At 72.8% G+C, this 23,251-nt stretch carries 23 protein-coding genes and 1 other RNA gene; 7 read left to right on the forward strand and 17 right to left on the reverse strand.

The genetic code is table 11. The features are described 5' to 3' along the window. Positions 1 to 79 precede the first annotated feature (79 nt). Genes ACMT9T_RS03475 through ACMT9T_RS03485 form a run of 3 tightly spaced genes read right to left on the reverse strand, consistent with a single transcriptional unit; the run spans position 80 to position 1,553 of the window. Positions 80 to 520 (reverse strand): GNAT family N-acetyltransferase, encoded by a 441-nt coding sequence (locus ACMT9T_RS03475; RefSeq protein ID WP_414744246.1) that lies wholly within the window; start codon positions 518 to 520, stop codon positions 80 to 82. A gap of 35 nt (positions 521 to 555) precedes the next feature. Next, positions 556 to 798, reverse strand: a complete 243-nt coding sequence (gene rsrA / locus ACMT9T_RS03480; protein WP_012299392.1) for a mycothiol system anti-sigma-R factor — start codon at positions 796 to 798, stop codon at positions 556 to 558. Next, positions 795 to 1,553: a sigma-70 family RNA polymerase sigma factor gene (locus ACMT9T_RS03485; RefSeq protein WP_414744247.1), complete on the reverse strand. Its 759-nt coding sequence runs from the start codon at positions 1,551 to 1,553 to the stop codon at positions 795 to 797. Before ACMT9T_RS03485 ends, rsrA begins: the two co-directional genes overlap by 4 nt. A gap of 130 nt (positions 1,554 to 1,683) precedes the next feature. On the opposite strand from ACMT9T_RS03485, the gene aroA reads away from it, so the two are divergent. The 3 genes from aroA to ACMT9T_RS03500 are packed head-to-tail and all read left to right on the forward strand — an operon-like array spanning position 1,684 to position 5,057. Next, a complete protein-coding gene (gene aroA, locus ACMT9T_RS03490; protein ID WP_414744248.1) occupies positions 1,684 to 3,147 on the forward strand; it encodes a 3-phosphoshikimate 1-carboxyvinyltransferase in 1,464 nt (487 codons plus the stop codon). Beyond that, the gene (gene rsgA / locus ACMT9T_RS03495; RefSeq protein ID WP_414744249.1) at positions 3,144 to 4,208 is read left to right on the forward strand and encodes a ribosome small subunit-dependent GTPase A; all 1,065 of its coding nucleotides are present in this window, start codon (positions 3,144 to 3,146) and stop codon (positions 4,206 to 4,208) included. Before aroA ends, rsgA begins: the two co-directional genes overlap by 4 nt. 36 nt (positions 4,209 to 4,244) lie before the next feature. Next, positions 4,245 to 5,057, forward strand: a complete 813-nt coding sequence (locus ACMT9T_RS03500) for an inositol monophosphatase family protein (RefSeq protein ID WP_414744250.1) — start codon at positions 4,245 to 4,247, stop codon at positions 5,055 to 5,057. Positions 5,058 to 5,083: 26 nt separating this feature from the next. On the opposite strand, the gene ACMT9T_RS03505 is transcribed toward ACMT9T_RS03500, so the two are convergent. After that, positions 5,084 to 6,574 (reverse strand): MFS transporter, encoded by a 1,491-nt coding sequence (locus tag ACMT9T_RS03505; RefSeq protein ID WP_414744251.1) that lies wholly within the window; start codon positions 6,572 to 6,574, stop codon positions 5,084 to 5,086. A gap of 238 nt (positions 6,575 to 6,812) precedes the next feature. Here ACMT9T_RS03505 and ACMT9T_RS03510 point away from each other — a divergent pair, with 238 nt between their 5' ends. From ACMT9T_RS03510 to ACMT9T_RS03520, 3 genes are read left to right on the forward strand one after another with little or no spacing between them, the layout of a single operon-like run. Further along, the gene (locus ACMT9T_RS03510; protein ID WP_414744252.1) at positions 6,813 to 7,895 is read left to right on the forward strand and encodes an extracellular solute-binding protein; all 1,083 of its coding nucleotides are present in this window, start codon (positions 6,813 to 6,815) and stop codon (positions 7,893 to 7,895) included. Further along, on the forward strand, positions 7,895 to 8,923 hold the full coding sequence (locus ACMT9T_RS03515; protein WP_414744253.1) for an ABC transporter ATP-binding protein: 1,029 nt from the start codon (positions 7,895 to 7,897) through the stop codon (positions 8,921 to 8,923). Before ACMT9T_RS03510 ends, ACMT9T_RS03515 begins: the two co-directional genes overlap by 1 nt. A gap of 2 nt (positions 8,924 to 8,925) precedes the next feature. Then, positions 8,926 to 10,740 (forward strand): ABC transporter permease, encoded by a 1,815-nt coding sequence (locus tag ACMT9T_RS03520; protein ID WP_414744254.1) that lies wholly within the window; start codon positions 8,926 to 8,928, stop codon positions 10,738 to 10,740. Between the two features lie 94 nt (positions 10,741 to 10,834). Here the strand turns inward: ACMT9T_RS03520 and ssrA are convergent. The 5 genes from ssrA to prfB form a co-directional block, all read right to left on the reverse strand. Continuing rightward, positions 10,835 to 11,210: a transfer-messenger RNA gene (ssrA, locus tag ACMT9T_RS03525) on the reverse strand. A 140-nt stretch (positions 11,211 to 11,350) separates the two neighbouring features. Then, the gene (gene smpB / locus ACMT9T_RS03530; RefSeq protein WP_043672741.1) at positions 11,351 to 11,827 is read right to left on the reverse strand and encodes an SsrA-binding protein SmpB; all 477 of its coding nucleotides are present in this window, start codon (positions 11,825 to 11,827) and stop codon (positions 11,351 to 11,353) included. A 66-nt stretch (positions 11,828 to 11,893) separates the two neighbouring features. After that, complete coding sequence (ftsX, locus tag ACMT9T_RS03535; protein WP_414744255.1) at positions 11,894 to 12,811, reverse strand: permease-like cell division protein FtsX; 918 nt, start codon at positions 12,809 to 12,811, stop codon at positions 11,894 to 11,896. Next, complete coding sequence (gene ftsE / locus ACMT9T_RS03540) at positions 12,808 to 14,487, reverse strand: cell division ATP-binding protein FtsE (protein WP_414744256.1); 1,680 nt, start codon at positions 14,485 to 14,487, stop codon at positions 12,808 to 12,810. The genes ftsX and ftsE overlap by 4 nt, the downstream gene beginning before the upstream one ends. A gap of 75 nt (positions 14,488 to 14,562) precedes the next feature. Beyond that, positions 14,563 to 15,666 carry a peptide chain release factor 2 gene (gene prfB, locus ACMT9T_RS03545; protein ID WP_116054983.1) on the reverse strand — a complete coding sequence of 368 codons (1,104 nt, stop codon included), beginning with the start codon at positions 15,664 to 15,666 and terminating at the stop codon, positions 14,563 to 14,565. Positions 15,667 to 15,741: 75 nt separating this feature from the next. Here prfB and ACMT9T_RS03550 point away from each other — a divergent pair, with 75 nt between their 5' ends. Continuing rightward, positions 15,742 to 17,046 (forward strand): MFS transporter, encoded by a 1,305-nt coding sequence (locus tag ACMT9T_RS03550; RefSeq protein WP_414744257.1) that lies wholly within the window; start codon positions 15,742 to 15,744, stop codon positions 17,044 to 17,046. Between the two features lie 33 nt (positions 17,047 to 17,079). Here ACMT9T_RS03550 and ACMT9T_RS03555 read toward each other — a convergent pair whose 3' ends face one another. The 8 genes from ACMT9T_RS03555 to xylB all read right to left on the reverse strand — a co-directional run bounded on the left by ACMT9T_RS03555 (position 17,080) and on the right by xylB (position 23,231). Further along, positions 17,080 to 17,631 (reverse strand): pilus assembly protein TadG-related protein, encoded by a 552-nt coding sequence (locus ACMT9T_RS03555; protein WP_414744258.1) that lies wholly within the window; start codon positions 17,629 to 17,631, stop codon positions 17,080 to 17,082. Beyond that, positions 17,631 to 18,086: a hypothetical protein gene (locus ACMT9T_RS03560; RefSeq protein WP_414744259.1), complete on the reverse strand. Its 456-nt coding sequence runs from the start codon at positions 18,084 to 18,086 to the stop codon at positions 17,631 to 17,633. Before ACMT9T_RS03560 ends, ACMT9T_RS03555 begins: the two co-directional genes overlap by 1 nt. After that, positions 18,061 to 18,438 carry a TadE/TadG family type IV pilus assembly protein gene (locus ACMT9T_RS03565; RefSeq protein ID WP_414744260.1) on the reverse strand — a complete coding sequence of 126 codons (378 nt, stop codon included), beginning with the start codon at positions 18,436 to 18,438 and terminating at the stop codon, positions 18,061 to 18,063. The genes ACMT9T_RS03560 and ACMT9T_RS03565 overlap by 26 nt, the downstream gene beginning before the upstream one ends. After that, a complete protein-coding gene (locus ACMT9T_RS03570; RefSeq protein ID WP_414744261.1) occupies positions 18,438 to 18,632 on the reverse strand; it encodes a hypothetical protein in 195 nt (64 codons plus the stop codon). Before ACMT9T_RS03570 ends, ACMT9T_RS03565 begins: the two co-directional genes overlap by 1 nt. Positions 18,633 to 18,683: 51 nt before the next feature. Next, positions 18,684 to 19,634, reverse strand: coding sequence for a type II secretion system F family protein (locus ACMT9T_RS03575; protein WP_414744262.1), 951 nt, complete (start codon positions 19,632 to 19,634; stop codon positions 18,684 to 18,686). Next, positions 19,631 to 20,494, reverse strand: coding sequence for a type II secretion system F family protein (locus ACMT9T_RS03580; protein ID WP_414744263.1), 864 nt, complete (start codon positions 20,492 to 20,494; stop codon positions 19,631 to 19,633). The genes ACMT9T_RS03575 and ACMT9T_RS03580 overlap by 4 nt, the downstream gene beginning before the upstream one ends. Next, a complete protein-coding gene (locus ACMT9T_RS03585; protein WP_414744264.1) occupies positions 20,491 to 21,726 on the reverse strand; it encodes a TadA family conjugal transfer-associated ATPase in 1,236 nt (411 codons plus the stop codon). Before ACMT9T_RS03585 ends, ACMT9T_RS03580 begins: the two co-directional genes overlap by 4 nt. A 71-nt stretch (positions 21,727 to 21,797) precedes the next feature. Next, a complete protein-coding gene (gene xylB, locus ACMT9T_RS03590; RefSeq protein ID WP_414744265.1) occupies positions 21,798 to 23,231 on the reverse strand; it encodes a xylulokinase in 1,434 nt (477 codons plus the stop codon). Between the last annotated feature and the right edge of the window lie 20 nt (positions 23,232 to 23,251).

The raw sequence follows: 23,251 nt of genomic DNA on the forward strand, positions 1-23,251 counted from the left end.
GACGAGAGGCCCGGTCCCCCAGGGGATCGGGCCTCTCGTCGTGCGCGCGGTCGGATGCGCGGCGGGGACGCGGGCGGCGTCAGCCGAGCTTCGAGTAGCGGATGCCGGACGCGTGGTACCCGCGGCGCGCGTAGAAGCGCGTGACGTTGTCGCGTGCCGCCGCGGAGGTCGCGAGGAACCGGGTGGCGCCGTGCTCGCGCGCCCACGCCTCGTAGTGGCGGATGAGGTCGGAGCCGATGCCGCCGGCCTGCCGTCCCTCGCGGACGACCAGGATGATGAGCTGCGCGATCGGCTCGTCGTCGGCGAGGCCCCACATGAGGTGCCCGCCCGCGAGTCCGGCGATGTCGCCGGCGTCGTCGCGCACCACCCACGTCTCGTGCCCGGCGGCCGCCGTCATGCGGGAGAGCCGCGCGGCGACGCGCTCCTCGTCGACCTCGTAGTCGAGCAGCCGCAGCAGCTCGACGATGACGGTCAGGTCGGATCCGGACGGGGTCCCGAGGGACTCGATGGCGTTGGTCACGTCCCGAGATTACCGGGAGCGCACGACCGCCCCGGTCAGTGCGTGGCCTGGATGGCCCGCAGCTTCTCCATCACCTGCGTGCGCAGGTCCTCGGGAGCCGCCTCCGTGCAGGCACGCCGCACGGTGTCGCGCAGGACGACGCCGACGCGGTGCTCGCGCGCGCAGTCCGCGCAGTTCGCCATGTGCTCGCGGATGTCGGCGGCGTCCGCCTTGTCGAGCTCGTGGTGCAGGTACTCCTCGAGATCCTTCTTGGCCTTGTCGCAGCCGCAGTCGCTCATTTGGTCGCTCCAGTGAGGTGCGCGGTGGAGATGCCCCGCTCGCGCGCGTAGTCGGAAAGGAGGCCCCGGAGCATCCGGCGGCCGCGGTGCAGGCGGCTCATGACGGTGCCCACGGGGGTCTTCATGATGTCGGCGATCTCCTGGTAGGAGAAGCCCTCGACGTCCGCGAAGTAGACGGCCATCCGGAAGTCCTCCGGGATGGACTGCAGCGCGTCCTTGACGGTGCTGTCCGGGAGGTGGTCGATCGCCTCGGCCTCGGCCGAGCGCGTGGTGGTGGCGGTGGCCGACGTCGCGCCGCCCAGCTGCCAGTCCTCGAGCTCGTCGATGGTGCCGTTGTAGGGGTCCCGCTGCTTCTTGCGGTAGTTGTTGATGAAGGTGTTCGTGAGGATCCGGTACAGCCAGGCCTTGAGGTTCGTGCCCTGCTTGAACTGGTGGAAGGCGGTGTACGCCTTCACGAACGTCTCCTGCACCAGGTCCTGCGCGTCGGCCGGGTTGCGCGTCATGCGCAGGCCGGCCGCGTACAGCTGGTCGATGAAGGGGAGCGCCTGCTCCTCGAAGAGCTCGCGGTTGTCGCCGGGCTGGGCGGCGCGCGGCTCCTCGGCCTGGGCCTGCTCGGCCTCCTGCTGGTCCGCGGCGTCCTCGGTGGACTGCACGACGGCCTCCACGAGCTCCGCGGGCGCGGCCGAGGCGGTGGGCGCATCGCCCCCGGTGGTGTCGGCCGGCGCGTCGTGACTGGTGTTCCTCGAATTGGCCATCAAGGCAGATTCTACGGCGCGCACGAGCTCGACGGACGGGGCCGCCGGTGCTGTCCTCGTGATCACGGGTGTTCCCTTCCGGCCCGGGATCCGGGCCTGCCGGACGTCTGCCCGGTACTCTGGTGAACCCATGGAGATCTTCAGGTATTCCGGTCCGACCTTCAGCCCGTACGACGACGACCGGACCCACGCTCCGGTGCCGACGGACGACGGCCCCTGGGCGGCGCCGGTCGCCGACGGGCCGCTGGACGCGACCGTGCCGCTGCCGGGATCCAAGAGCCTCACCAACCGCGAGCTGGTCCTCTCCGCCCTCGCCGACTCCCCCTCGACGCTGCGCTCCCCGCTCCGCTCGCGCGACACGCGCCTCATGGTCGAGGCGCTGCGCTCCCTCGGCACGGCCATCGAGGAGCTCGACGGCGACGGGGCCTTCGGGCCCGACCTCCGGATCACGCCCGCGGAGCTCCAGGGCGGGATCACCGTCGAGTGCGGCCTGGCCGGCACGGTCATGCGCTTCCTCCCGCCCGTCGCCGCGCTCGCCCTCGGGCCCGTGTCGTTCGACGGCGACCCGAGCGCCCGCCGCCGCCCCATGTCCGGCACGATCGAGGCGCTGCGTGCCCTCGGCGTGGACGTCAACGACGACGGCCGCCGCGCGCTGCCGTTCAGCCTCTACGGCACGGGCGAGGTGCCGGGCGGCGAGATCGCCATCGACGCGTCCGCCTCCAGCCAGTTCGTCTCGGGGCTCCTGCTCGCGGCGCCGCGGTTCACCGACGGGCTGCGGCTCCGGCACACGGGCGCGACGCTGCCGAGCATGCCGCACATCGAGATGACGATCCGCACGCTCGCGGAGCGCGGCGTCGTCGTCGAGAGCCCGGAGCCCGGCCTCTGGATCGTGCCCTCGTCCCCCATCGCGGGCCGTGAGGTCCGCATCGAGCCGGACCTCTCCAACGCCGCGCCGTTCCTCTGCGCCGCGATCGTCGCCGGCGGCCGCGTGGCCGTGCCCGGCTGGCCGGAGGAGACGACGCAGGTCGGCGCTGACCTCGCGCACCTGCTCCCGCTGTTCGGCGCGACGGTCACCCGCGAGGGCGGCGCGCTCATCGTCGACGGCGGACCCGGCCTCGCCGCGGGGGGCCGCATCCCGGGCGTCGACCTCGACCTGAGCACCGGCGGCGAGCTCGCACCCGCGCTCGTGGCCCTCGCGGCCCTCGCCGACGGCCCCAGCCGCATCACGGGCATCGGCCACCTGCGCGGGCACGAGACCGACCGGCTCGCGGCGCTGGCCGCGGAGATCACCGGGCTCGGCGGATCCGTCACGGAGCTCGAGGACGGCCTGGCGATCGAGCCGGCGCCGCTCCACGGCGGCCCGTGGCGCGCCTACGAGGACCACCGCATGGCGACCGCGGGCGCGATCATCGGCCTCGCCGTCCCGGGCGTGGAGATCGACGACATCGGCACCACCGCGAAGACGCTGCCCGAGTTCCCGGAGCTGTGGACGGGCGCGCTGCTCGGCCGGGCGCCGCGCGCGACCGTCGACCCGCTCGCCCTCGGCGGCATCACCGGGCCGGGCGCGCCGGGCGGCCTCGGCGGGCTCCTGTGAGCTGGCTCGCGGATCCCGAGCAGGACGACGGCGTCTGGGACGCCTACGACGAGTCCTCCGTGCGCGTGCGGCCGAACCCCAAGGGCAACAAGCCGCGCAGCAAGCAGCGGCCCGGGCACACCGACGCCGTCGAGGGCCGCGTGCTCACGGTCGACCGCGGCCGCTTCGGCGTGCTCGTGGGCGAGGACACCCCCGACGAGCACACGCTCACGGCCACGCGGGCGCGGGAGCTCGGCAAGAAGGCCGTCGTCACCAACGACCGCGTCGACATCGTCGGCGACACCTCGGGCGACGAGGGCAGCCTGTCGCGCATCGTCCGGATCGCCCCGCGCCGCACCCTGCTGCGCCGCAGCGCCGACGACTCCGACGCCGTCGAGCGCGTGATCGTGGCCAACGCCGACCAGATGCTGATCGTGGTCGCGGCCGCCGAGCCCGAGCCGCGCGCGCGCCTCGTGGACCGCTACCTCGTGGCGGCGTTCGATGCCGGGATCCAGCCGATCCTCTGCATCACGAAGTCGGACGTGGCCGACCCCGCGCCGTTCGCCGCGCACTTCCGCGTGCTCGACGTGCCGATCGTCCTCAGCCGCTCCGACGACGTGCCCCTCGACGAGCTGCGCGCGCTCCTGGCCGACCGCACGACCGTCGCCGTCGGGCACTCGGGCGTCGGCAAGTCCACGCTCGTCAACGCGCTCGTGCCGGACGCCAAGCGGGCCACGGGCGTCGTCAACCAGGTCACGGGCCGCGGCCGCCACACGTCGAGCTCGACGGTCTCCATGCGCGTCGAGACGGGCGGCGGCGGGCACGGCTGGATCATCGACACCCCGGGCGTGCGGTCCTTCGGGCTCGGCCACGTGGATCCGGCCAACATCCTCCGCTCGTTCGCCAGCTACGCGCACCTGCCCGAGGGCGAGCCGCCGGGCGGGATCCCTCTCACGGAGGCGCACGACTGGGAGATCGTCGACCGGGTCGAGGCCGGGGAGCTCGGCGACGCCGGACGCGAGCGCCTGCACTCGCTCCAGCACCTCGTCGCCAACCGCTCGGACGCGGGCAAGGGCGAGTGACGGGGCGCACCCGGCCCGATCGCTAGGCTCGACCCCGTGGCCTCCGAACCCCTGCACTCCCTCTCGTCCGACCTGCGGCTCGCGAGGGAGCTGGCCGACATGGCCGACGCCATCTCGCTCGACCGGTTCCGCTCCGCCGACCTCGCGATCGAGACGAAGGCCGACTCCAGCTGGGTCACCGATGCGGACACGTCCGTCGAGCGGGCGATCCGGGCGGGCATCGCCGACAGCCGCCCGCACGACAGCGTCCTCGGCGAGGAGTACGGCACGAGCGGGTCGTCGTCGCGGCAGTGGATCGTGGATCCCATCGACGGCACCTCCAACTTCGCTCGCGGCGTCCCCGTGTGGGGCACCCTCATCGCCCTCGCGGTCGACGGCGTCCCCGTGGTCGGCGTGGTGAGCGCCCCCGCGCTCGGCCGCCGCTGGTGGGGCGCGACGGGCCTCGGCGCCTACGTCGACGACACGCTCGGCCAGGCCACCACCTCGCAGGAGCGGCGGATCCGGGTGTCGGACGTCGACCGGCTCGAGGACGCCTCCATGAGCGTCGCCGGCGTGCAGCGCTGGCGCGACGCCGACCGGCTGGACGAGCTGCTCGACCTCTCCGCCCGGGTGAAGCGCTCCCGCGACTTCGGCGACATGTGGGCCTACATGCTGCTCGCCGAGGGGCTCCTCGACATCGCGGGCGAGCACGACCTCAAGCCCTACGACATGGCCGCGCTCATCCCCGTGATCGAGGAGGCCGGCGGCCGCTTCACGTCGATCGACGGCGCGGCGGGGCCGTGGCACGGATCCGCGCTCGCCACCAACGGGCGCCTCCACGACGCCGTGCTGGCGGTCGTCGCGCGCTGAGCCCGGCGCCGCGCCGCGCCGACCGATCAGGCGGTCGCGGCGCGCTCCCGGCGACGGCGCCTCTGCCCGAGGTCGACGAGGCCGAGCGCGAGCGCCACGGCGACCAGCGCGATCGTCACGAGGAAGCCGTTGCGGAACCCGTCGTGGTACACCGCGAGGCTCGCGTCCCCGCCGCCGGTCGCCTCGGCGTAGAGGGTGCTGAAGAACGTGGCCGAGGCCGCCGCGACGCCCACCGCGGTGCCCACTCGCTGGCCGACCTGCGCCATGGATCCGGCCACGCCGCCCTCCGTGACGGGGATCTCGGCGAGCGTGAGCGTCTGGTTCGGCGAGATGACGAAGCCCGCGCCGACGCCTGCCACGAGCATCGCCGCGGCCATCGCCCACGGCGTGACCTCGGCCGGTGTGAGGACGGCGGCGAGGAGCAGCAGGGTGATGCCGCCCGCGACGATCGCGAGCCCGATCACCACGAGCTGGCGCCCCAGCCGGGAGACGAGGCGTCCGCCGATCCAGGCCGTGACCGCGGACGACAGCGCGAACGGGATGCTGACCATCCCGGCGAAGACGGGCGCGAGCCCGAGCCCCTGCTGGAGGTAGAGCGTCGTGAGCAGGAACACGGCGGGGATGGCGGCGAAGTACGCCGTGGCGATGAGGATCCCGTTGCGGTACGAGGAGAGCTTGAAGAGCGCGAAGTGCACCACGGGCGACCTGCCCGACCGCTCGTAGCGCCGCTCCCAGGCGACGAAGAGGCCCGCGGCCACGGCTGCGACGGCGAGCGCCAGCCAGCGGCGGGGGTCGTCGTCGGGCCCGCCCGTGGTGAGCACGAACGGCAGCATGAGCGCGAAGGTCGCGATCGCGAGCAGCACGATGCCGACGGGATCCAGGCCCGTCGCGCCCTCGGGGCGCGTCTGCCGCCTCGGCAGCAGCTTGAGCGCGAACGCGATGGCGACGATGCCGAGCGGGATGTTCATCCAGAAGAGCAGGCGCCAGCCGTCCTCGGGGCCGCCGAGCTGGATCAGCAGGCCGCCGAGCGTGGGCCCGAACGCCGTGGAGATGCCGACGACCGCGCCGAACAGCCCGAACGCGCGCGCCCGCTCCTCCCCCTGGAAGAGCTGCTGGATGAGGCCCAGCACCTGCGGCATCTGGATGCCGGCGGCGACGCCCTGCAGGATGCGCGCGATCACGAGCGTCGTCACGTCCGGCGCGATGGCGCAGAGGAGGCTCGCGATCGTGAAGGAGCTGAGGCCGACCACGAACATGAGCCGTCGGCTCCGGATGTCGCCGAGGCGCCCGGCGGGCACGAGGGCCAGGCCGAACGCGAGCGCGTAGCCCGCGACGATGAGCTGCAGGTCGGTGGATCCCGCGCCCAGCGACTCCTCGATGGACGGCAGCCCGACGTTGACCTTCGACAGGTCGAGGATGGTGAGCGCCGCGACGCCGACGCAGACCCAGAAGGCCTGCCAGCGGGTGCGTTCCTGGTCGTCGGTCGGGGTCGTGCCCGCGGTGGTGCGTTCGGTCATGAGGTATCGAATCCCATACACGGGCTATGAATTCCCGCCCCCGTGGACGCGGGCGACGTGCCCGGCACCAGTTTGCTCCTCACCTGGGGAAACGTCTCGGGTGTCCCTATGCTGAACAGCGAGCCAACAGCGACCGCCGGGCCCGGCCGCCGGAGTCCCCGCTCCTAGGGTGGGAACTCCGTGCCGGTCCGGCGCGACCGCCCGCGAGCACACCGACGTGCTCCCTCGAGAGGACACCATGAAGAACCGCGCCCGCCGTCTCACCGCCTCGCTCGCCGCCGTCGTGGCGGCCGGGCTCGCCCTCTCGGGATGCGGGTCCTCGGGCGGCGCCGGCACCGCGGATCCCGCGGCCTCCCCCGCCTCGGGCGACACGCTCATCGTCTACACGAACTCCAACGGCGACGGCCGCGGCGACTGGGTCACGGCCGAGGCGGCGAAGGCGGGCTTCGACATCCAGATCGTGGGCCTCGGCGGCGCCGACCTCGCCAACCGCATCGTGGCGGAGAAGAACAACCCCGTCGGGGACGTGGTCTTCGGCCTCAACAACATGTACTTCGAGAACCTCAAGGCCGAGGACGCCATCACGGCGTACACGCCCGCGTGGTCCGGCGAGGTCGACCAGGCCGCGGGCGATCCCGACGCCGGCGCCTACTGGCCGCTCGTGGAGCAGGCCATCGTGACGGTGCATGACGCGAAGCAGACCTCCGGCGGCGACGTGCCGAAGGACGTCACGGACCTGCACACGTCGAAGTACGAGGGGAAGTACGAGGTGAACACGCGCCTCGGCGAGGCCACGCCGCAGCTCATCCTCGCGGGCCTGCTGGCGCCGTACGCGGACCCGGACGGCGACCTCGGCATCAGCGACGAGGGCTGGGAGGTCGTGAAGGACTACTTCGCGAACGGATCCCCCGCGGTCGAGGGCACGGACCTCTACGCCCGCCTCTCCCGCGGCGAGGTCTCCTTCGGCACGCTCGCGTCGAGCGGCATCGCCGCCCGCGACGCGCAGTACGGCACCACCACCGAGGTCGTCCCCGCGAAGGCCGGCGTCCCGTTCGTCACGGAGCAGATCGCCGAGATCGCCGGCACCAAGAAGGAGGAGCGCGCCCGCGCCTTCATCGACTGGTTCGGCAGCGCCGACGTGCAGGGGGCGTTCGCCGAGAAGTTCTCCAGCTACCCCGTCAACACGACCGCGCGCGAGAAGGCGCTGCCGGCCGTGAAGGAGCTCATCGAGTCGCTCGAGAAGCAGGACGTCGACTACGGCTTCGTGCGCGAGCACATCGCCGAATGGGTCGAGAAGACCGAGCTGGAGTACCTGCCCTGATGATCCGCTTCGACGACGTCGAGGTGCGCTTCGGCGACCAGGTGGCCATCCCCGGGCTCGACCTGGAGATCCACGAGGGCGAGTTCTTCACCCTCCTCGGGCCCTCGGGCTGCGGCAAGACGACGGCGCTGCGGACCCTCGCGGGCTTCGTCGACCCGAGCCGCGGCGACATCGTGATCGACGGGCAGGTCGCCACGCGGCTGCCCAGCGAGAAGCGCCGCGTCGGCATGGTGTTCCAGAACTACGCGCTGTTCCCCAGCATGTCGGTTCGGCAGAACATCGCGTTCGGGCTCACCGTGCGGAAGGCCGGCAAGGCGGAGACCGACCGGCTCGTGCGCGCCATGGCCGACCAGGTGGAGCTGAGCGCGGCCCAGCTCGACAAGAACGTGGCCGAGCTCTCCGGCGGGCAGCAGCAGCGCGTCGCGATCGCGCGGGCGCTCGTGCTCGAGCCGCGGATCCTCCTGCTCGACGAGCCGCTCTCCAACCTCGACGCCAAGCTCCGCGTGCAGCTGCGCGAGCAGCTGAAGGGCCTGCAGTCGAGGCTCGGCATCACGACGGTCTACGTCACGCACGACCAGGAGGAGGCGCTCACGATGAGCGACCGCATCGCCGTCTTCGACGCGGGGCGGATCGAGCAGGTCGGGACCCCCGAGGAGGTCTACGACCGCTCGGCCACCGAGTTCGTCGCGACCTTCGTCGGCGCGATCAACGCCCTCGGGCCCGCCACGGTCGCGCGCCTCCGCGCCGCGGGTGCGGCCGACCTCGACGCGTCAGGACGCGCCTACGTGCGGCTCGAGCGCGTGTCGGTGGCCGCTCGCGACGCCGCCCCCGCGGATCCACGCCGCGTGCGCATCGACGGCGTCGTCGCCGAGCGCTCGTACCACGGCTCCTACAGCACCTACCGGATCGACCTCGGGGACGACGCCGTGACCGCCCTCGTCGCCGAGACGGGCGCGCCGCCGCTCTCCCCCGGCACCGAGGTCGTCGTCGGCATCGACCCGTCCGCGATCCTGCAGTACCGGTCGTAGCCGTGCGCACCCCCGTCCGCGCGCTGCTGCGCTCCCCCCTCGGCGTCGTGGTGCTCATCGCCGCGCTGTGGTTCGTCGTCACCTTCCTGGTCTTCCCGAACGCCAACCTGCTCGTCACGACGTTCTTCCCCGACGGCGCGTTCAGCGGCCGGGCGCTCGAGAAGCTCGTGAGCTCCGACCGGGCGATGCGCAGCGTCGGCAACAGCCTGCTGCTCGCGGTCACGCTCGCCATCACGGTGAACGTGGTCGGCATCTTCATCGTGCTGGTGACGGAGTACTTCGTCGTGCGCGGATCCCGCGTGCTGTGGCTCGGCTACGCCACGACGCTCATCTACGGCGGCATCGTGCTCGCGGCCGGCTACAACTTCATCTACGGGCGCTACGGGTTCGTCACGGCGATCGCCCAGCGCGTCTTCCCGGACCTCGACCCCGACTGGTTCTCCGGCTACTTCGCCGTCGTCATCGTGATGACCTTCGCGACCACCACGAACCACATGCTGTTCCTCCGCTCGTCGCTCGCGGCCATCGACCACCAGACCATCGAGGCCGCGCGCAGCATGGGCGCGGGCACCGGGCGGATCCTCTTCCGCATCGTGCTGCCGGCGCTGCGGCCCATGATCTTCGCGGTCACCGTGCTCACGTTCCTGACGGGCCTCGGGGCCCTCACCGCTCCCCTGGTGCTCGGCGGCACGGGCTTCCAGACGGTGGCGCCCATGATCGTCACGTTCTCCAAGAGCACGAGCTCCCGCGACCTCGCGGCCCTCCTCGCGATCGTGCTCGGCGTCGCGACGATCGTGCTGCTCGCGATCATGAACCGCGTCGAGAAGTCGGGCGTCTACTTCTCGGTCGCCAAGGTCGCGACCCCGCTGGAGAAGCAGCGCATCCGGAACCCGTTCGTGAACGGCGTCGTGCACGTGGTCGCGTACGCCCTGTTCGTCGTCTACGCGCTGCCCGTGATCCTCATCGTGCTGTTCTCGTTCCTCGACTCGAAGAGCGTGCAGACGGGCACCATCACCCTGGACTCGTTCACGCTGCGGAACTACGCGACCGTGCTCGGCTCGCCCGACGTGCTGCGCCCCTTCATCGTGAGCCTCGTCTACAGCGCGCTGGCGGCCGTGATCGTGGTGGCCGGCCTCCTGTTCGTCGCGCGCATGATCCAGCGGAACCGCAACTGGGTCACCGCGACGCTCGAGTACCTGCTGCACATCCCGTGGATCCTGCCCACGATCCTCATCGCGCTCGCGCTCCTGCAGACCTTCGACCGGCCGCAGCCGCTGATCGGCGGGCAGGTGCTCACGGGCACGACCTGGCTGCTGCTCGTCGCGTACGTCATCGTGAAGGTCCCGTTCACGCTGCGGCTCCTGAAGGCGGCGTTCGCGAGCGTGCCGCAGTCGCTCGAGGACGCCGCGCGGATCCTGGGCGCCCGCTCGCTCACGACGTTCCGGCGCGTGCTGGTGCCGCTCGTGATCCCCACGGTCGCGGCCATCACGGCGCTCAACTTCAACAGCCTGCTCGACGACTACGACGCCGCCGTGTTCCTCTACCAGCCGCTGTACGAGCCGCTCGGCATCGCGATCAAGGCGAGCACCGAGGGCGAGGCCAACCTCGACTCGATGAGCATCACGTTCGTCTACACGGTGCTGCTCATGATCATCATGGGGCTCACGATGTACCTCGTGTACGGACGGTCCGGCGGGCGTGCGCGTCGGCGCCGCGGCCGCACCGGCTCGCCCGCGGTGGAGACGACGGCCCCCGCGCTCGCGACGTCGGATCCCGGCGCACCCGCTCCGGCGGCGCCGCGCAGCCCGGTCGGCTGAACCCCGGACAGACGGAAGGCCCCGTCCGATGGACGGGGCCTTCGCCTGTCCGGACGGATCCGGACCCTCGACGAGCGTGGAGCATGCGACGCGATGGTGGAGATGCGGGGAATCGAACCCCGGTCCACTGCTGTAATCCTGCGCCTTCTACGGGTGTAGCCAGGAAAGGCGTTCTGCTCGGCCCCGACGCTTGCTCCTGGCATCTGCGTCGACGGGCCCAGCCCCAGTTCGAGTCCCGCGCGGCCCTGAGGCACGACCGCGCAGCGAGCTCCCTTTTCTGACGCCGACTTACCGGATAGAGAGCATCACCGGGTCGACGGTCCTGTTAGTTCGCTCGCTTAGGCAGCGAGAGCGAAGGACGACTGCTTGTTATTGGCAGTTGTATTTTGCAGAGAGCGTTTACGAGATAGCCCTGCATCCTCGACCCGCTTCTCGCAGTCATTCAGGCAATGTCGAAACCGATCATCCCCATGAACGGCAGAGCGCCTCGAGAGGCACCCGAGCCGGGTCGCATGTTCCACGCTGTCGAGTTGTCAATCACCGGCCGTGATCACCACGACCAGCCCTCCATGTTACCCGGCCGGAGGCGGGCGCACCACCCGGGGGCGGCTCAGTCGCCGAGGCGCCGGTGCGACGCCATCGCGCGGTCCGCCTCGCGCTTGTCCTGGCGCTCGCGGAGCGTCTGGCGCTTGTCGTACTCCTTCTTGCCCTTCGCGATGGCGAGCTCGACCTTGGCGCGGCCGTCGACGAAGTAGAGCTGGAGCGGGACGACCGTGTAGCCGCCCTCCTTGACCTTCGTGTGGATCTTGAGGATCTGCTCCTTGTGCAGGAGCAGCTTCCGCTTGCGCCGGACGGGGTGGTTGTTCCACGTGCCCTGGTTGTACTCCGGGATGTGCACCGCATCCAGCCAGGCCTCGCCGGCGTCCACGAACGCGTAGCCGTCGACGAGCGAGGCCCGCCCCTGCCGGAGCGACTTGACCTCGGTGCCCGTGAGCACGAGGCCGGCCTCGTAGGTCGACTCGATGGTGTAGTCGTGGCGCGCCTTGCGGTTGGTCGCCACCACCTTCTCGCCACGTTCCCTGGGCACGGTGGACTCCTCGATGGTTCGGGTGGATGCGCCCGGATCCGGGCAGCCCATCAGCCTACCGGAGGATCAGATCCGGAGGTAGCGGCTGATCGCGAAGTTGGCCGACACGGCCGCGAGCACCACGCCCACCCCGAGCAGGATCGGCACCACGAGCAGCGCGTCGTCCATGTTCACGAGCGATATCGACGTGAGCCGGGAGCTCAGGAAGCCCTGCACGAAGAAGCGCACGAGCGCCACCGTCGCCGCGCTCGCGAGCACCGACCCGATGAGGGCCGCGAACACGCCCTCGAGGATGAACGGGGTCTGGATGAAGCGGTTCGACGCCCCGACCAGCCTCATGATGCCCAGCTCCCGTCTCCGCGAGAACGCGGACAGCCGGATGGTGGTGGCGATGAGGAGGGCGGCGGCCACGAGCATCAGGCCCGCGATCCCCACGGCCGTGAGGCTGGCCGCGTTGAGGATCGAGAAGATCTGGTCGAGGTACTGCCGTTGGTCGGTCACGTTCTCGACGCCCGCGAGCCCGGAGAGGCTGTCGCTGAGGATGTCCGACTTCGACGGGTCCTTGAGGTTCACCCAGAACGCCTCGTTGAGGAACTCCGGCTGGACCAGCTCGGTGACGGGGTCGCCCTTGAACTGCTCCTGGAAGTTCTTGTACGCCGTGTCCTGGTCCTCGAAGTAGTACTTGTCGATGAACGGGGTGAGCGTGTCGCTGTCGAGCCGCTGCTTCACGGCGTCGATCTGCTCCGGGGTGGCCTTGCCGTTGACGCACGTCTCGCTCGGCACCGACGTGTCGGTGCAGAAGTCGATCGCGACCTGGGCGCGGTCGTACCAGTAGTTCTTCATCTGGCCGATCTGCATCTGCAGCAGCACGGCGGCGCCCACGAACGTGAGCGAGATGAAGGTGACGAGCACGACCGAGACGACCATGCTGACGTTCCGACGGAGGCCGTGGCCGACCTCGGAGAGGACGAGTCCGAGTCTCATCGCGTGGGCCCCACATCCTGTGCGCCGGTGTCGTCCGGCGACTCACCGCGGGCCCGGAGGCCCAGCTTCTCGGCCAGGCCGAGCTCGGCGAGCTCGGCGTCGTCGTCCCCGCCGGCGGGCGCGGGTCCGCCCTCGCCGCCGGTCAGGTCGGGGAGGCGGATGACGCCCGTGCCCTCGGGGAGCCGGCGGATGGATCCGGTGCTCGGCGCGGCCGGGGCGGCGCCTCCGCCGTTGCGCCTGCTGGGCGGAATGGGCGCGGCGGGCGGCGTGTCGTCGACGACGGGCGCCTCGTCGCGGATCACCGGCACGGCGCGCGAGGGCGCCTGCTCGACGGTCTCCCGACGCACCGGCTCCGCTCGCGGCGGCTCGGGGCGCGTGGGCTCCGGGGCCGTCGGCTCCGGGCGGACGGGCTCGGCCTCGCGGCGCTCCTCCGCGGGCGGGGCGGGTCGGTCGCGGTCGGCGTCACGCTCGGGGACGGGATCCACGCGGGCTGCCTCCGCGAAGGCCGACGGCGCGTACACCGGCGGGTCCTCGCGGGGGGTGCGGTCCGGCTGCGCGTCCCGGACGGGCTGCGCGTCGGACGCGGGCTGCGCGTCGCGGGCGCTCTCCGGGTCGCGGACGGGCGTCGTGGCCGGCACGATGGCCGGCGCGTCGGCGGCCGGAGCGACGGGCGCGGCGGGCCGGGTGGTCGACGCGGCCGGCGCGGCGACGGCAGCGGGGCGCTCCTTGGGCGCCTTCCGCGCGGCCTTGGCGGCGGCCGCCTCGCGGGCGGCCGCCTCCTTGGCACGGGCCTTCTCCTCGGCGCGGCGCTGCTTGTCGCGCCGGGCCTGCTCGCGACGCTCGGCCGCGGTGGCGGGCTCGGCGGGCGCCGTCGGGCGCACGGGCGCCGGCAGCGGCGCCGCGGGCACGAACACCGGCGTCGGCGCGGCCACGGGCGGGTGCTCGGGGTTCACTCCGACCGGGTTCTCCGCCGTGCGGGGCAGGTCGATCGCGGAGGTCTGGTACTGGCCGCCCATCTCGTCGCGGACGACCTCGCCGCCGATCAGCTCGATGACGCGCTTCTGCATCTGGTCGACGATGCCGGAGTCGTGCGTGGCCATGATCACGGTGGTGCCGTTGGCGTTGATCCGCTCGAGCACCTGCATGATGCCCGCGCTCGTCAGCGGGTCCAGGTTGCCCGTGGGCTCGTCGGCGAGGAGCACGGCGGGCTTGTTGACCACGGCGCGCGCGATCGCGACGCGCTGCTGCTCGCCGCCGGAGAGCTCGTGCGGCAGGCGCTGCTCCTTGCCCTTGAGGCCCACCATGTTGAGGACGTCGGGGACGGCCTCCTGGATGAAGCCGCGCGACTTGCCGATCACCTGGAGCGTGAAGGCGACGTTGTCGAACACCGACTTGTTCGGGAGCAGCCGGAAGTCCTGGAACACCACCCCCAGGCTGCGCCGGTAGTAGGGGACCTTGCGGCTCGACAGCTGGTTCAGCTGCTGGCCCAGGACGTGGATCGTCCCTTGCGTGGGCCGGTCCTCCTTGAGCACGAGACGCAGGAAGCTGGACTTGCCGGACCCGGATGCGCCGACGAGGAAGACGAACTCCCCCCGGAGGATCTCGAGGTCGACGGAGCTCAGCGCCGGTCGGGGGTTGCCGGGATACACCTTGGATACGTGGTCGAACCTGATCATGTCGGTACGACCCTAGGCACGGGAGGGGTCATTCGCCGCATCGACTCACCGCGCCGAGCGGTCCCCCGGACTCTCTCAGGCGCGGTCGGGCGACTTCCGCCAGCGGATCCCCGCGGAGATGAAGCCGTCGAGGTCGCCGTCGAAGACGTTGGACGGGTTGTTGACCTCGTGCTCCGTGCGCAGGTCCTTGACCATCTGGTAGGGCGCGAGCACGTAGCTGCGCATCTGGTCGCCCCAGCTCGCCGTGATGTTGCCGGCGAGCTCCTTCTTGGTGGCCGCCTCCTGCTCGCGCTGCACGAGGAGCAGGCGCGACTGCAGCACCCGGAGGGCGGCGGCGCGGTTCTGGATCTGGCTCTTCTCGTTCTGGCAGGTGACGACGATGCCGGTGGGCAGGTGGGTGATGCGCACCGCGGAGTCGGTCGTGTTGACGGACTGGCCGCCGGGGCCGGACGAGCGGAAGACATCGACCCGCATGTCGTTCTCGGGGATCTCGATGGACTCGGTCTGCTCGATGAGCGGCACGACCTCGACCGCCGCGAACGACGTCTGGCGCTTGCCCGCGGAGTTGAAGGGGCTCATCCGCACGAGGCGGTGCGTGCCGGCCTCGACGGAGAGCGTGCCGAACGCGTAGGGGGCGTCGATCTCGAACGTCGCCGACTTGATGCCCGCCTCCTCCGCGTAGGAGGTGTCGAGCACGGTGGCGGAGTAGTCGTGCTGCTCGGCCCAGCGCAGGTACATGCGCATGAGCATCTCGGCGAAGTCGGCGGCGTCGACGCCGCCGGCGCCCGCGCGGATCGTGATGACGGCGGGGCGCGGGTCGAACTCGCCGTTGAGGAGCGTCTGCACCTCGAGCTCGTCCATGATCTTCGTGATGCCGGCGAGCTCGACGACGGCCTCCTCGGCGGACTCCTCGTCGTCCTTGGCCATCTCGACGAGCACGTCGAGGTCGTCGAGGCGGCGCTGCAGCTCGTCGATGCGGGCCAGCTCGGACTGGCGGTGGCTCAGGTCGCTCGTGACCTTCTGGGCCTTCTCCGTGTCGTCCCAGAGGTCCGGCTCGCCCGCCTGGGCGCTCAGCTCCTCGACCTCCTGCTGCAGGCGCTCGACGCCGACGACCGAGCGGATGTTGGAGTAGGTGTCGCGCAATTCTGTGATCCGCGATGAGAAGTCCTGGTCGATCATGGTGCCGCCCAGCCTACCGTCCGGGCCGCAGGCGACGTCCGGGGCGGGGCCCGCCCGCGCGTAGGCTCGGGGGCGATGTCGAGCCCCGAGACCCCCTTCTCCCTGCGGCAGGTCGCGCTCCCCGCGCTGCTCCCCGCACTCCTCTTCTCCATCGGCGAGGGGGCGATCATCCCCATCATCCCGATCGTCGCGGGCAGCCTCGGAGCCTCGCTCGCGATCGCCGCGTTCATCGGCGGCATGATCATGCTCGGCGAGCTCGTGGGCGACATCCCGAGCGGCTCCGTGGTGAGCCGCATCGGCGAGCGGACGGCCATGATCGGCGCGGCCTTCGTCTCCATCGGCGGCCTGGTGCTCTGCCTCCTCGCGCCGAACCCGCTCGTGCTCGGCGTGGGCGTGTTCCTCATCGGCGTCTCGACGGCGGTCTTCGCGCTCGCCCGACACGCGTTCATGACGAGCTTCGTGCCGCAGGCGTTCCGCGCCCGCGCGCTCTCCACGCTCGGCGGCACCTTCCGCGCCGGGTACTTCGTGGGACCCTTCCTGGCTGCCGGCGTGATCCACCTGACGGGGGCGTCGCAGTCGGCGTTCGCGATCCACATCGTCGCGTGCCTCGCGGCCGCCGTCACGCTGCTGGTGCTGCCCGATCCCATGGACGTCGTCCGCCGCAACCGCGCGGGCCTGCAGAGCGCCGCGCCCGCCACCGGCGGCGAGCCGCAGGACGACGAGTCGGTCGCAGCGTCCGCCGGCACCGCTCCCCCGGCCCGCGACTCGGCGGGCCTCGCCCGCACGCTGTGGCGCTTCAAGGGCGTGCTCGTGAAGCTCGGATCCGGCGCCGCCCTCATCGGCGCGATGCGCGCGGGCCGCGGCGTGCTCCTCCCCCTGTGGGCGGTGAGCATCGGCATCTCGGACGCGAACACGGCGCTCATCATCGGCATCGCGGGCGGCGTGGACTTCGCGCTCTTCTACGCGAGCGGCCAGATCATGGACCGCTTCGGCCGCCTCTGGAGCGCCGTGCCGTCGATGGTCGGGCTCGGCGCCGGCTACCTCGTGCTCGCCCTCACCCCCGACCTGCCGACGAGCGTGCAGTGGTTCATCGGCGTCGCCATGTTCATGTCGGTAGCGAACGGCATCGGCTCGGGGATCCTCATGACCCTCGGCGCCGACCTTGCCCCGAAGGACGACCCGGCCCCCTTCCTCGGCGCCTGGCGCTTCACGGGCGACGCCGGCAGCGCCGCGTCCCCGCTCCTCATCGCCGCGCTCACGTCCGCCGCGTCGCTCGCGGTCGCCAGCGGCGTGATGGGCGTGCTCGGGCTCATCGGCGCCGGGATCCTCGTCCGGTACGTGCCGCGGTACGTGCCGCGGAAGCCGCGACCCGCGCGCTGACGCGCGGCCGGTCTCGCGTTCCGGCTGCGCCGCTCACCCGCCGCCAGCCGGACCCGCTGCCGCGCCGCCCGGGCCGACCAGCACGCTGCGGGCCGTGCTCGTGACGTCGATGCGGACGCCGTCGGGGGCGAACAGCGAGGCCACGGGCGGGATCCACGTGGCGGACAGGGTGACGCGCGCGCTCCGGCCGTCGGGCGTGACGGCGCGGTCGAGGTGCAGGCCGTGGAGGCCGTCGGTCGGCTCGTCCGCCAGGAAGCCCGCGGCCGCAGCCGCGACGCCGTCGTCCGTCAAGGGCGGCAGCGCCACGCCGTCGTCGTCGGCGACCGGGGCCACGGGCCCGCCGTCGCCGTCCACGTCGAAGGACTCGGCGCCCGCCAGCGCCGCGGCATCGGCCAGGGAGAACAGCCGCACGCGCTCCAGGTAGAGCGAGGACGCCGCGGAGACCATGAGGATCACGGCCAGCCCGAGCGCGCAGGACGCGATCACCAGCGGCAGGATCGAGCCCTCGTCGCTCGGCGCCGACCTCGACCACGACCACGACCACGACCGCGCAGCGACCCGGAGGCGCGTCGCGCACGTCGGCATCAGCCGGCCCCGCGGGCGAAGACGGAGACGCGCTCGTCCGCGTCGCCGTGGACCGCGACGGAGCCCGGCGAGTCCGGGCCGACCACGGGCGGCGCGAGCGGCAGGGCCGCCGCGACCCGGACGGACACGTGCACGAGCGACCGCGGCGCATGGCAGCGCGCCGGATCCGGGGTGCAGGTGATGTCGAGCGCGATGCCGTCGGGCGCCACGCCCTGGTCGGCGAGCGCGACGTCGACCGCGGACCGCGCCTCCCGTCGGCCGGTCGCGTCGTCGTCCGCGCGCACGTAGACCCGGGCCGCCTGGCGCGCCGCGCCCTCCGTGCCGAGCGCCGCCCCCTGGATCGCGGACAGGGCGAGGACGAGGTACACGAGCGGCACGAGCAGGAGCACGCCCGCCGTGATGAACTCGAGCGCCGCGGATCCCCGGTCGTCAGCCCAGGCGCTCGACGGCCGCATGGCCCGTCACCTCCAGGCCGCGGTCGACGCCGAGGAGGCCGACGAGCGGCAGCGTCGTGCGGACCGTCACGCTGACCACCGCGTGGCCGAGCGCCGTGCCCGTGCCCGCCGTCACGTCCTGCGCGTACCGCTCCCCCACGGCCGTCGTGATGAGCTCGCGGGTCCGCTCGACGCCGTCCGCGCGCGTGGCCCCGGCGAGCGCCGCGGTCCGCGCCCCCTCGGCTGCCGCGTCGAGGACGGTCGTCCGCACGTGCAGCGCGAGCGCCAGCTGCACCACCGCCAGCGCGAGGACGACGAGCAGCGCACCGACCATGACGAACTCGGCGGGCGCCGAGCCGCGGTCGTCGCGCATCAGAAGGACGTGACCCGGTCGATGGCCTGGGTGAACACGTTCTGCAGCAGGGGCCCCGCGACGCCCCACAGGATGATGACGAGCCCCGCCGTCATGAGCGTGATGAGCACCCAGCCGGGCACGTCGCCGCGGTCGTCATCCCACGGCGCTCCGGGCGTCGCGTCCGTGCCCCGCGTTCCTCGTTCGTCGGTCATGTCGTTGCCTCTCGGTCGGTGTCGGATGGTGGGTAGGCGGCGGACGGCGTCCTACAGCCCGAGCTGCAGGACGAAGACGCCCGGGAAGAGCGCGAAGACGATGGTGAGCGGGAGGATCAGGAACACCAGGGGGACGAGCATCCCCACCTCCTTGCGTCCGGCGCTCTCGAGCAGCTCGCGCTTGGCGACCTCGCGGGCGTCCTGGGCCTGCGCGCGGAGGACCTCGGCCAGCGGGGTGCCGCGCTCGAGGGATCCGGCCAGCTGGTCCACGAGGCGCGAGACGGACGGGAGGGCGAGACGGCGGGCGAGATCGTCGAAGGCCCGGGTGACGGCGATGCCGGTGCCGACGTCGGCGACGACGCGCCCCAGCTCCCCCGCGAGCTCGCCGGAGCCCACGCGGGCGACGCGGCGGAGCGAGTCGAGCAGCCCCTCACCGGCGGCGAGGCTGAGCGCCAGGAACTCCAGCACGGTGGGCAGCTCGGCCGAGATGCGGGCGATCCGCCGCTTCGCCCGTCGCTCGAGCGCCGAGTCGCAGGCGACCAGCCCGGCCACCGCGGCGACGACCGGGACGGCGACGAGCTGCGTCTGCGGGAGGGCGCCGGCCAGGAGGGCGGCGCTGCCGGCGACCGCGGCGATCAGCGCACCCGCGGCCGCTCCGAGGACGAGCCCCACCAGCTGGCGCGATCGATGCCGCTCCACGTCCTCCGCGGATCCGGCCTGCCCCAGCAGCCGCTCGATGCGCTCGGTGCCGCCGAGCACGCGCGCGAGCCCGCGACGCAGCGGGACGACGGCCGGGGCGCCGAGCGTGCCGAGCACGGGCAGCGGATGCACCGTGGTGAGCGCCAGATGACGGCGCGCACCCTCCGACACGTCGAGCACGTGCGGCGCAACGCGGTCGAGCAGGCGCGCACGCCGGAAGCGCGGAACCGCGCCCATCATCGACCAGAGGCCGAGACCCGCGATCAGGCCGAGGACGGCGCCCCAGGACTCCGTCCCCGTCATGCGAACCACCGCCGGTCCTCCGGCAGGCGCCCGAGGGCGAGCATCAGCCGGTACGCGACGGCCGACACGGCGAGGCCGATCACGATGACCACGGTGCCGGCGGCCGTGTCGTAGGCGGCGACCGCCTCGGGACGGGTGGAGAGCAGGGCCAGGATGATCCACGGCGCGGCGACGCCGAGCTTGGCCGCGTTGACGACCCACGACTGCCGCGCCTCGGCCTCGCTGCGGATGGCGGCCTCCTCGCGGAGGAACCGGGCGAGGCCGCGGAGCACGTCCGGCAGCTGGGTTCCGCCGACCTCGCGCGCCATGCGCAGCGTCTCGAGGATGCGGTCGGCCGTGGGATCCGCCAGCCGCTCCTTGAGCTCGTCGAGGGCGACGGCGAAGTTCCCGGTGGTGCGGTAGACGGAGGCGAACTCGCGGAACGCCGGCCGGAGCACGGCGGGACCCGCGACCGCGAGGGAGGCGACCGCGTCCGGCAGCCCCATGCCCGCCCGGACCGCGCTCACGAGGTGGTCGACGACGTCGGGCCACACGTCGCGGTGGGCGCGCCGTCGCGCGGTGGACCGCGCGCCGACGACGACCCACGGGAGCAGCAGCCCGGCGGCACCGGCGGCGAGCGCGGCGCCGTCGACGCGGAGGAGGGCCTCGGCCAGGACGGCGGCCGCGAGGCCGACGAGCGCCGAGATGGCGAGGAAGGAGCTGACGGACACCCGATCAAGCCCCGCGTGCGTGAGACGGTCGTGGATCGCCGCGGTCATGCCGCGGCCACGGCCGGCACCGCCCTCCGGCGCCGGCCACAGGCGCGGCGCGACCAGGAGGAGGAGGCCGGCGCCGAGAGCCAGGCCGAGCGCGACGCTCACGGCGCGCCCACCAGGATCCGGAGCGGGTCGAGCCCCGCCGAGCGGTACTTGCCGAGGTGCGCCGGCTGCCCGCCGGTCGCGGTCAGCACGCCGTCCTCCAGCGCGAACACCGAGCTCGCCTCGATGACCATCCCGGAGTGCCGACCGCCGGGCGCCAGGATCTCGACCACCCGTCGGGCGCCGGACGGCAGCACCTCGAGGTGCACCACCAGGTCGACCGACGTGGCCACGGTCGGCACGACGAACGCGGCGTCGATGTTGCGGCCGGCCAGCAGCGGCAGGGTGCAGAGCTTGACGAGGGCCTCTCGCGCGCTGTTCGCGTGGATCGAGCACATGCCCGGCACCCCGGAGTTCAGCGCGATGAGGAGGTCGAGGCACTCCGCCTCGCGCACCTCGCCGACCACGAGGCGGTCGGGCCGCATGCGGAGCGCCTCCTTGATGAGGCGCCGCAGCGTGATCTCGCCGGACCCCTCGAGGCTCGGCTGCCGGCACTGCATGGCGACGACGTCGCGGCCGGCGGGATCCAGCTCGAAGGTCTCCTCGACGGTGACGATGCGGTCGGATGCGCGCGCGGACGCGAGGAGCGCGTCGATCATGGTCGTCTTGCCGGTGTGGGTCGCGCCGCTGACGACGATGGAGAGGCCCGCGCGCACGCTCATGCGCAGGAACTCGGCGGCCTGGAGCGGAAGGCTCCCGAGGGCGACGAGATGGTCGAGGTCGCGGATGCGACGGGAGAACTTGCGGATGTTGACGGCCCAGTGGCGGCGCGTCACGTCCGGGATGACCACGTGCAGCCGCGAGCCGTCGGGCAGCGACGCGTCCACGAACGGCGTGGAGAGGTCCACGCGACGGCCGGACGACTGCAGCATCCGCTCCACGAGGTCGCGCACCTCCGCGTCCGAGAGGACGAGCGGGGTCAGCTCCGGCACGCCCGCCCGCGCCACGAAGACGCGGGTGGGGGCGTTGATCCAGATCTCCTCGATGGAGTCGTCGTCGAGGAGCGGCTGCAGCGCGCCGAAGCCCGTGATGCGCGCGAGGACCTGCCGCTCGGTCGCCGCCTCGTCGTCGACGAGCCGCGAGTCCGAGCCGAGCGCCTGCTCGGCGAACCGCCGGACCTCCTCGCGCACGACGGCCGCCGTGCCCGCCGGATCGGCCGCGGCCCCGTCGTCCCGCAGGCGCTCCCGCACGCGACCGGCGATGGTGTCGAGGGGGGTCCGCGTCTGCACCCGCACAGGATGCTGATCAGGACCGGATCCCGCCGAGCCCGTCCACAGGCCGACGCGTCAGCGCCGACGCGGTGCCGTCAGTACCCCAGCTCCGCCTTCGCCGCCGCGTACGCCTGGCGCACCGCGGGCACACCCGGCGCGTCGAAGACCTCGTCGCCCGCGAGGGGCCACTCGGGCACCGAGCCCGTGAGGATCCACGCGGCCTGCTTCGCGGCGCCGTCGGCGACGAACTCGCCCGCGTCCGGCACGTGGATCGGGACGCCGAAGATCGTCGGCGCGATCTCGCGCACGGCGCGGCTCTTCGCCCCGCCGCCGATGAGGAGCACGCGCTCCACCTCGACGCCCTGGCGCGTGATCGCGTCGAGGCCGTCGGCCAGGCCGCACAGCATGCCCTCGACGTGCGCACGGGCCATGGTCGCCGGCGTCGAGTTGCGGAGGGTCATGCCGTGCAGCGACGCGGTCGCGTCGGGCAGGTTCGGCGTGCGCTCGCCCTCGAAGTAGGGCAGGAGCACGAGTCCGTCGGATCCCGCGGGGGCCTCGAGCGCGAGCTCGGACAGCCGCGCGTGGTCGACGCCGAGGAGGCGCGCTCCGCCGTCGAGCACGCGGGCCGCGTTCAGGGTCGCGATGAGCGGGAGGAAGTTGCCCGTCGCGTCCGCGAAGCCGGCGACCGTGCCGGTGGCGTCGGTGATGGGGTCCGCCGTGACGGCGAAGACCGTGCCGGACGTGCCGATGGAGACGACCACGTCGCCGGGCACCGCGCCGAGGCCGAGCGCGGCAGCGGCGTTGTCGCCCGCGCCGGGGCCGACGGGGATGCCGGCCGGGACGCCGGGGATCCCGTCGCCCGTCAGCCCTGCGGACTCGCCGGGGCCGAGCACGCGCGGTAGGCCGACGACGCGGCCGAGGGCGCGCTCCAGGAGGTCGAGGCGGTACTCCCCCGTCACGCTCGACCAGTACGCGGTGCCGCTCGCGTCGGAGCGGTCGGTGGCGAGGGCGGCGAGGTCCGGGGATCCCGTGCCGTGGCCGAGCAGGCGCCAGGTCAGCCAGTCGTGCGGGAGGGCGACGGCGGCGACGCGGGCGGCGTTCTCGGGCTCGGCGTCGCGCAGCCAGCGGAGCTTGGTGGCGGTGAAGGACGCGACGGGGACGACGCCGAGGGCGCTCGCCCAGGCGTCGGCGCCGAGCTCGTCGCGGAGGTCGGCGGCGGCCTGCGCGGACCGGGTGTCGTTCCAGAGGAGCGCGTCGCGCACGACGGCGCCGGACTCGTCGAGGCAGACCATGCCGTGCTGCTGGCCGCCGACGGAGATGGCGGCCACGTCGTCGAGGCCGCCCGCGTCGGCGATGGCCGCGAGGAGCGCGTCCCACCAGTGAGCGGGATCCACCTCCGAGCCGTCGGGGTGGGATGCGCGGCCGGAGCGCACGAGGGCGCCCGTGTCGAGGTCGCGGACGACCACCTTGCAGCTCTGCGTGGAGGAGTCGATGCCTGCTACCAGTGTCTTCGTTGTCACGATCAACATATTAGGGGGCGTCCTAAGCT

The organism is Clavibacter vidaverae (assembly GCF_047529985.1).
In the GTDB taxonomy this organism is placed as follows: domain Bacteria; phylum Actinomycetota; class Actinomycetes; order Actinomycetales; family Microbacteriaceae; genus Clavibacter; species Clavibacter nebraskensis_A.

Coding starts and splice junctions, on each gene's coding strand:
- ACMT9T_RS03515 (WP_414744253.1), top strand. CDS start 7,895: ATGATCCGCTTCGACGACGTCGAGGTGCGCTTCGGCGACCAGGTGGCC.
- ACMT9T_RS03505 (WP_414744251.1), bottom strand. CDS start 6,574: ATGACCGAACGCACCACCGCGGGCACGACCCCGACCGACGACCAGGAA.
- xylB (WP_414744265.1), bottom strand. CDS start 23,231: ATGTTGATCGTGACAACGAAGACACTGGTAGCAGGCATCGACTCCTCC.
- ACMT9T_RS03560 (WP_414744259.1), bottom strand. CDS start 18,086: ATGCGGCCGTCGAGCGCCTGGGCTGACGACCGGGGATCCGCGGCGCTC.
- ACMT9T_RS03575 (WP_414744262.1), bottom strand. CDS start 19,634: ATGACGGGGACGGAGTCCTGGGGCGCCGTCCTCGGCCTGATCGCGGGT.
- rsrA (WP_012299392.1), bottom strand. CDS start 798: ATGAGCGACTGCGGCTGCGACAAGGCCAAGAAGGATCTCGAGGAGTAC.
- ACMT9T_RS03485 (WP_414744247.1), bottom strand. CDS start 1,553: ATGGCCAATTCGAGGAACACCAGTCACGACGCGCCGGCCGACACCACC.
- ACMT9T_RS03510 (WP_414744252.1), top strand. CDS start 6,813: ATGAAGAACCGCGCCCGCCGTCTCACCGCCTCGCTCGCCGCCGTCGTG.
- ACMT9T_RS03570 (WP_414744261.1), bottom strand. CDS start 18,632: ATGACCGACGAACGAGGAACGCGGGGCACGGACGCGACGCCCGGAGCG.
- ftsE (WP_414744256.1), bottom strand. CDS start 14,487: ATGATCAGGTTCGACCACGTATCCAAGGTGTATCCCGGCAACCCCCGA.
- ACMT9T_RS03565 (WP_414744260.1), bottom strand. CDS start 18,438: ATGCGCGACGACCGCGGCTCGGCGCCCGCCGAGTTCGTCATGGTCGGT.
- ACMT9T_RS03555 (WP_414744258.1), bottom strand. CDS start 17,631: ATGCCGACGTGCGCGACGCGCCTCCGGGTCGCTGCGCGGTCGTGGTCG.
- prfB (WP_116054983.1), bottom strand. CDS start 15,666: ATGATCGACCAGGACTTCTCATCGCGGATCACAGAATTGCGCGACACC.
- ACMT9T_RS03550 (WP_414744257.1), top strand. CDS start 15,742: ATGTCGAGCCCCGAGACCCCCTTCTCCCTGCGGCAGGTCGCGCTCCCC.
- ftsX (WP_414744255.1), bottom strand. CDS start 12,811: ATGAGACTCGGACTCGTCCTCTCCGAGGTCGGCCACGGCCTCCGTCGG.
- aroA (WP_414744248.1), top strand. CDS start 1,684: ATGGAGATCTTCAGGTATTCCGGTCCGACCTTCAGCCCGTACGACGAC.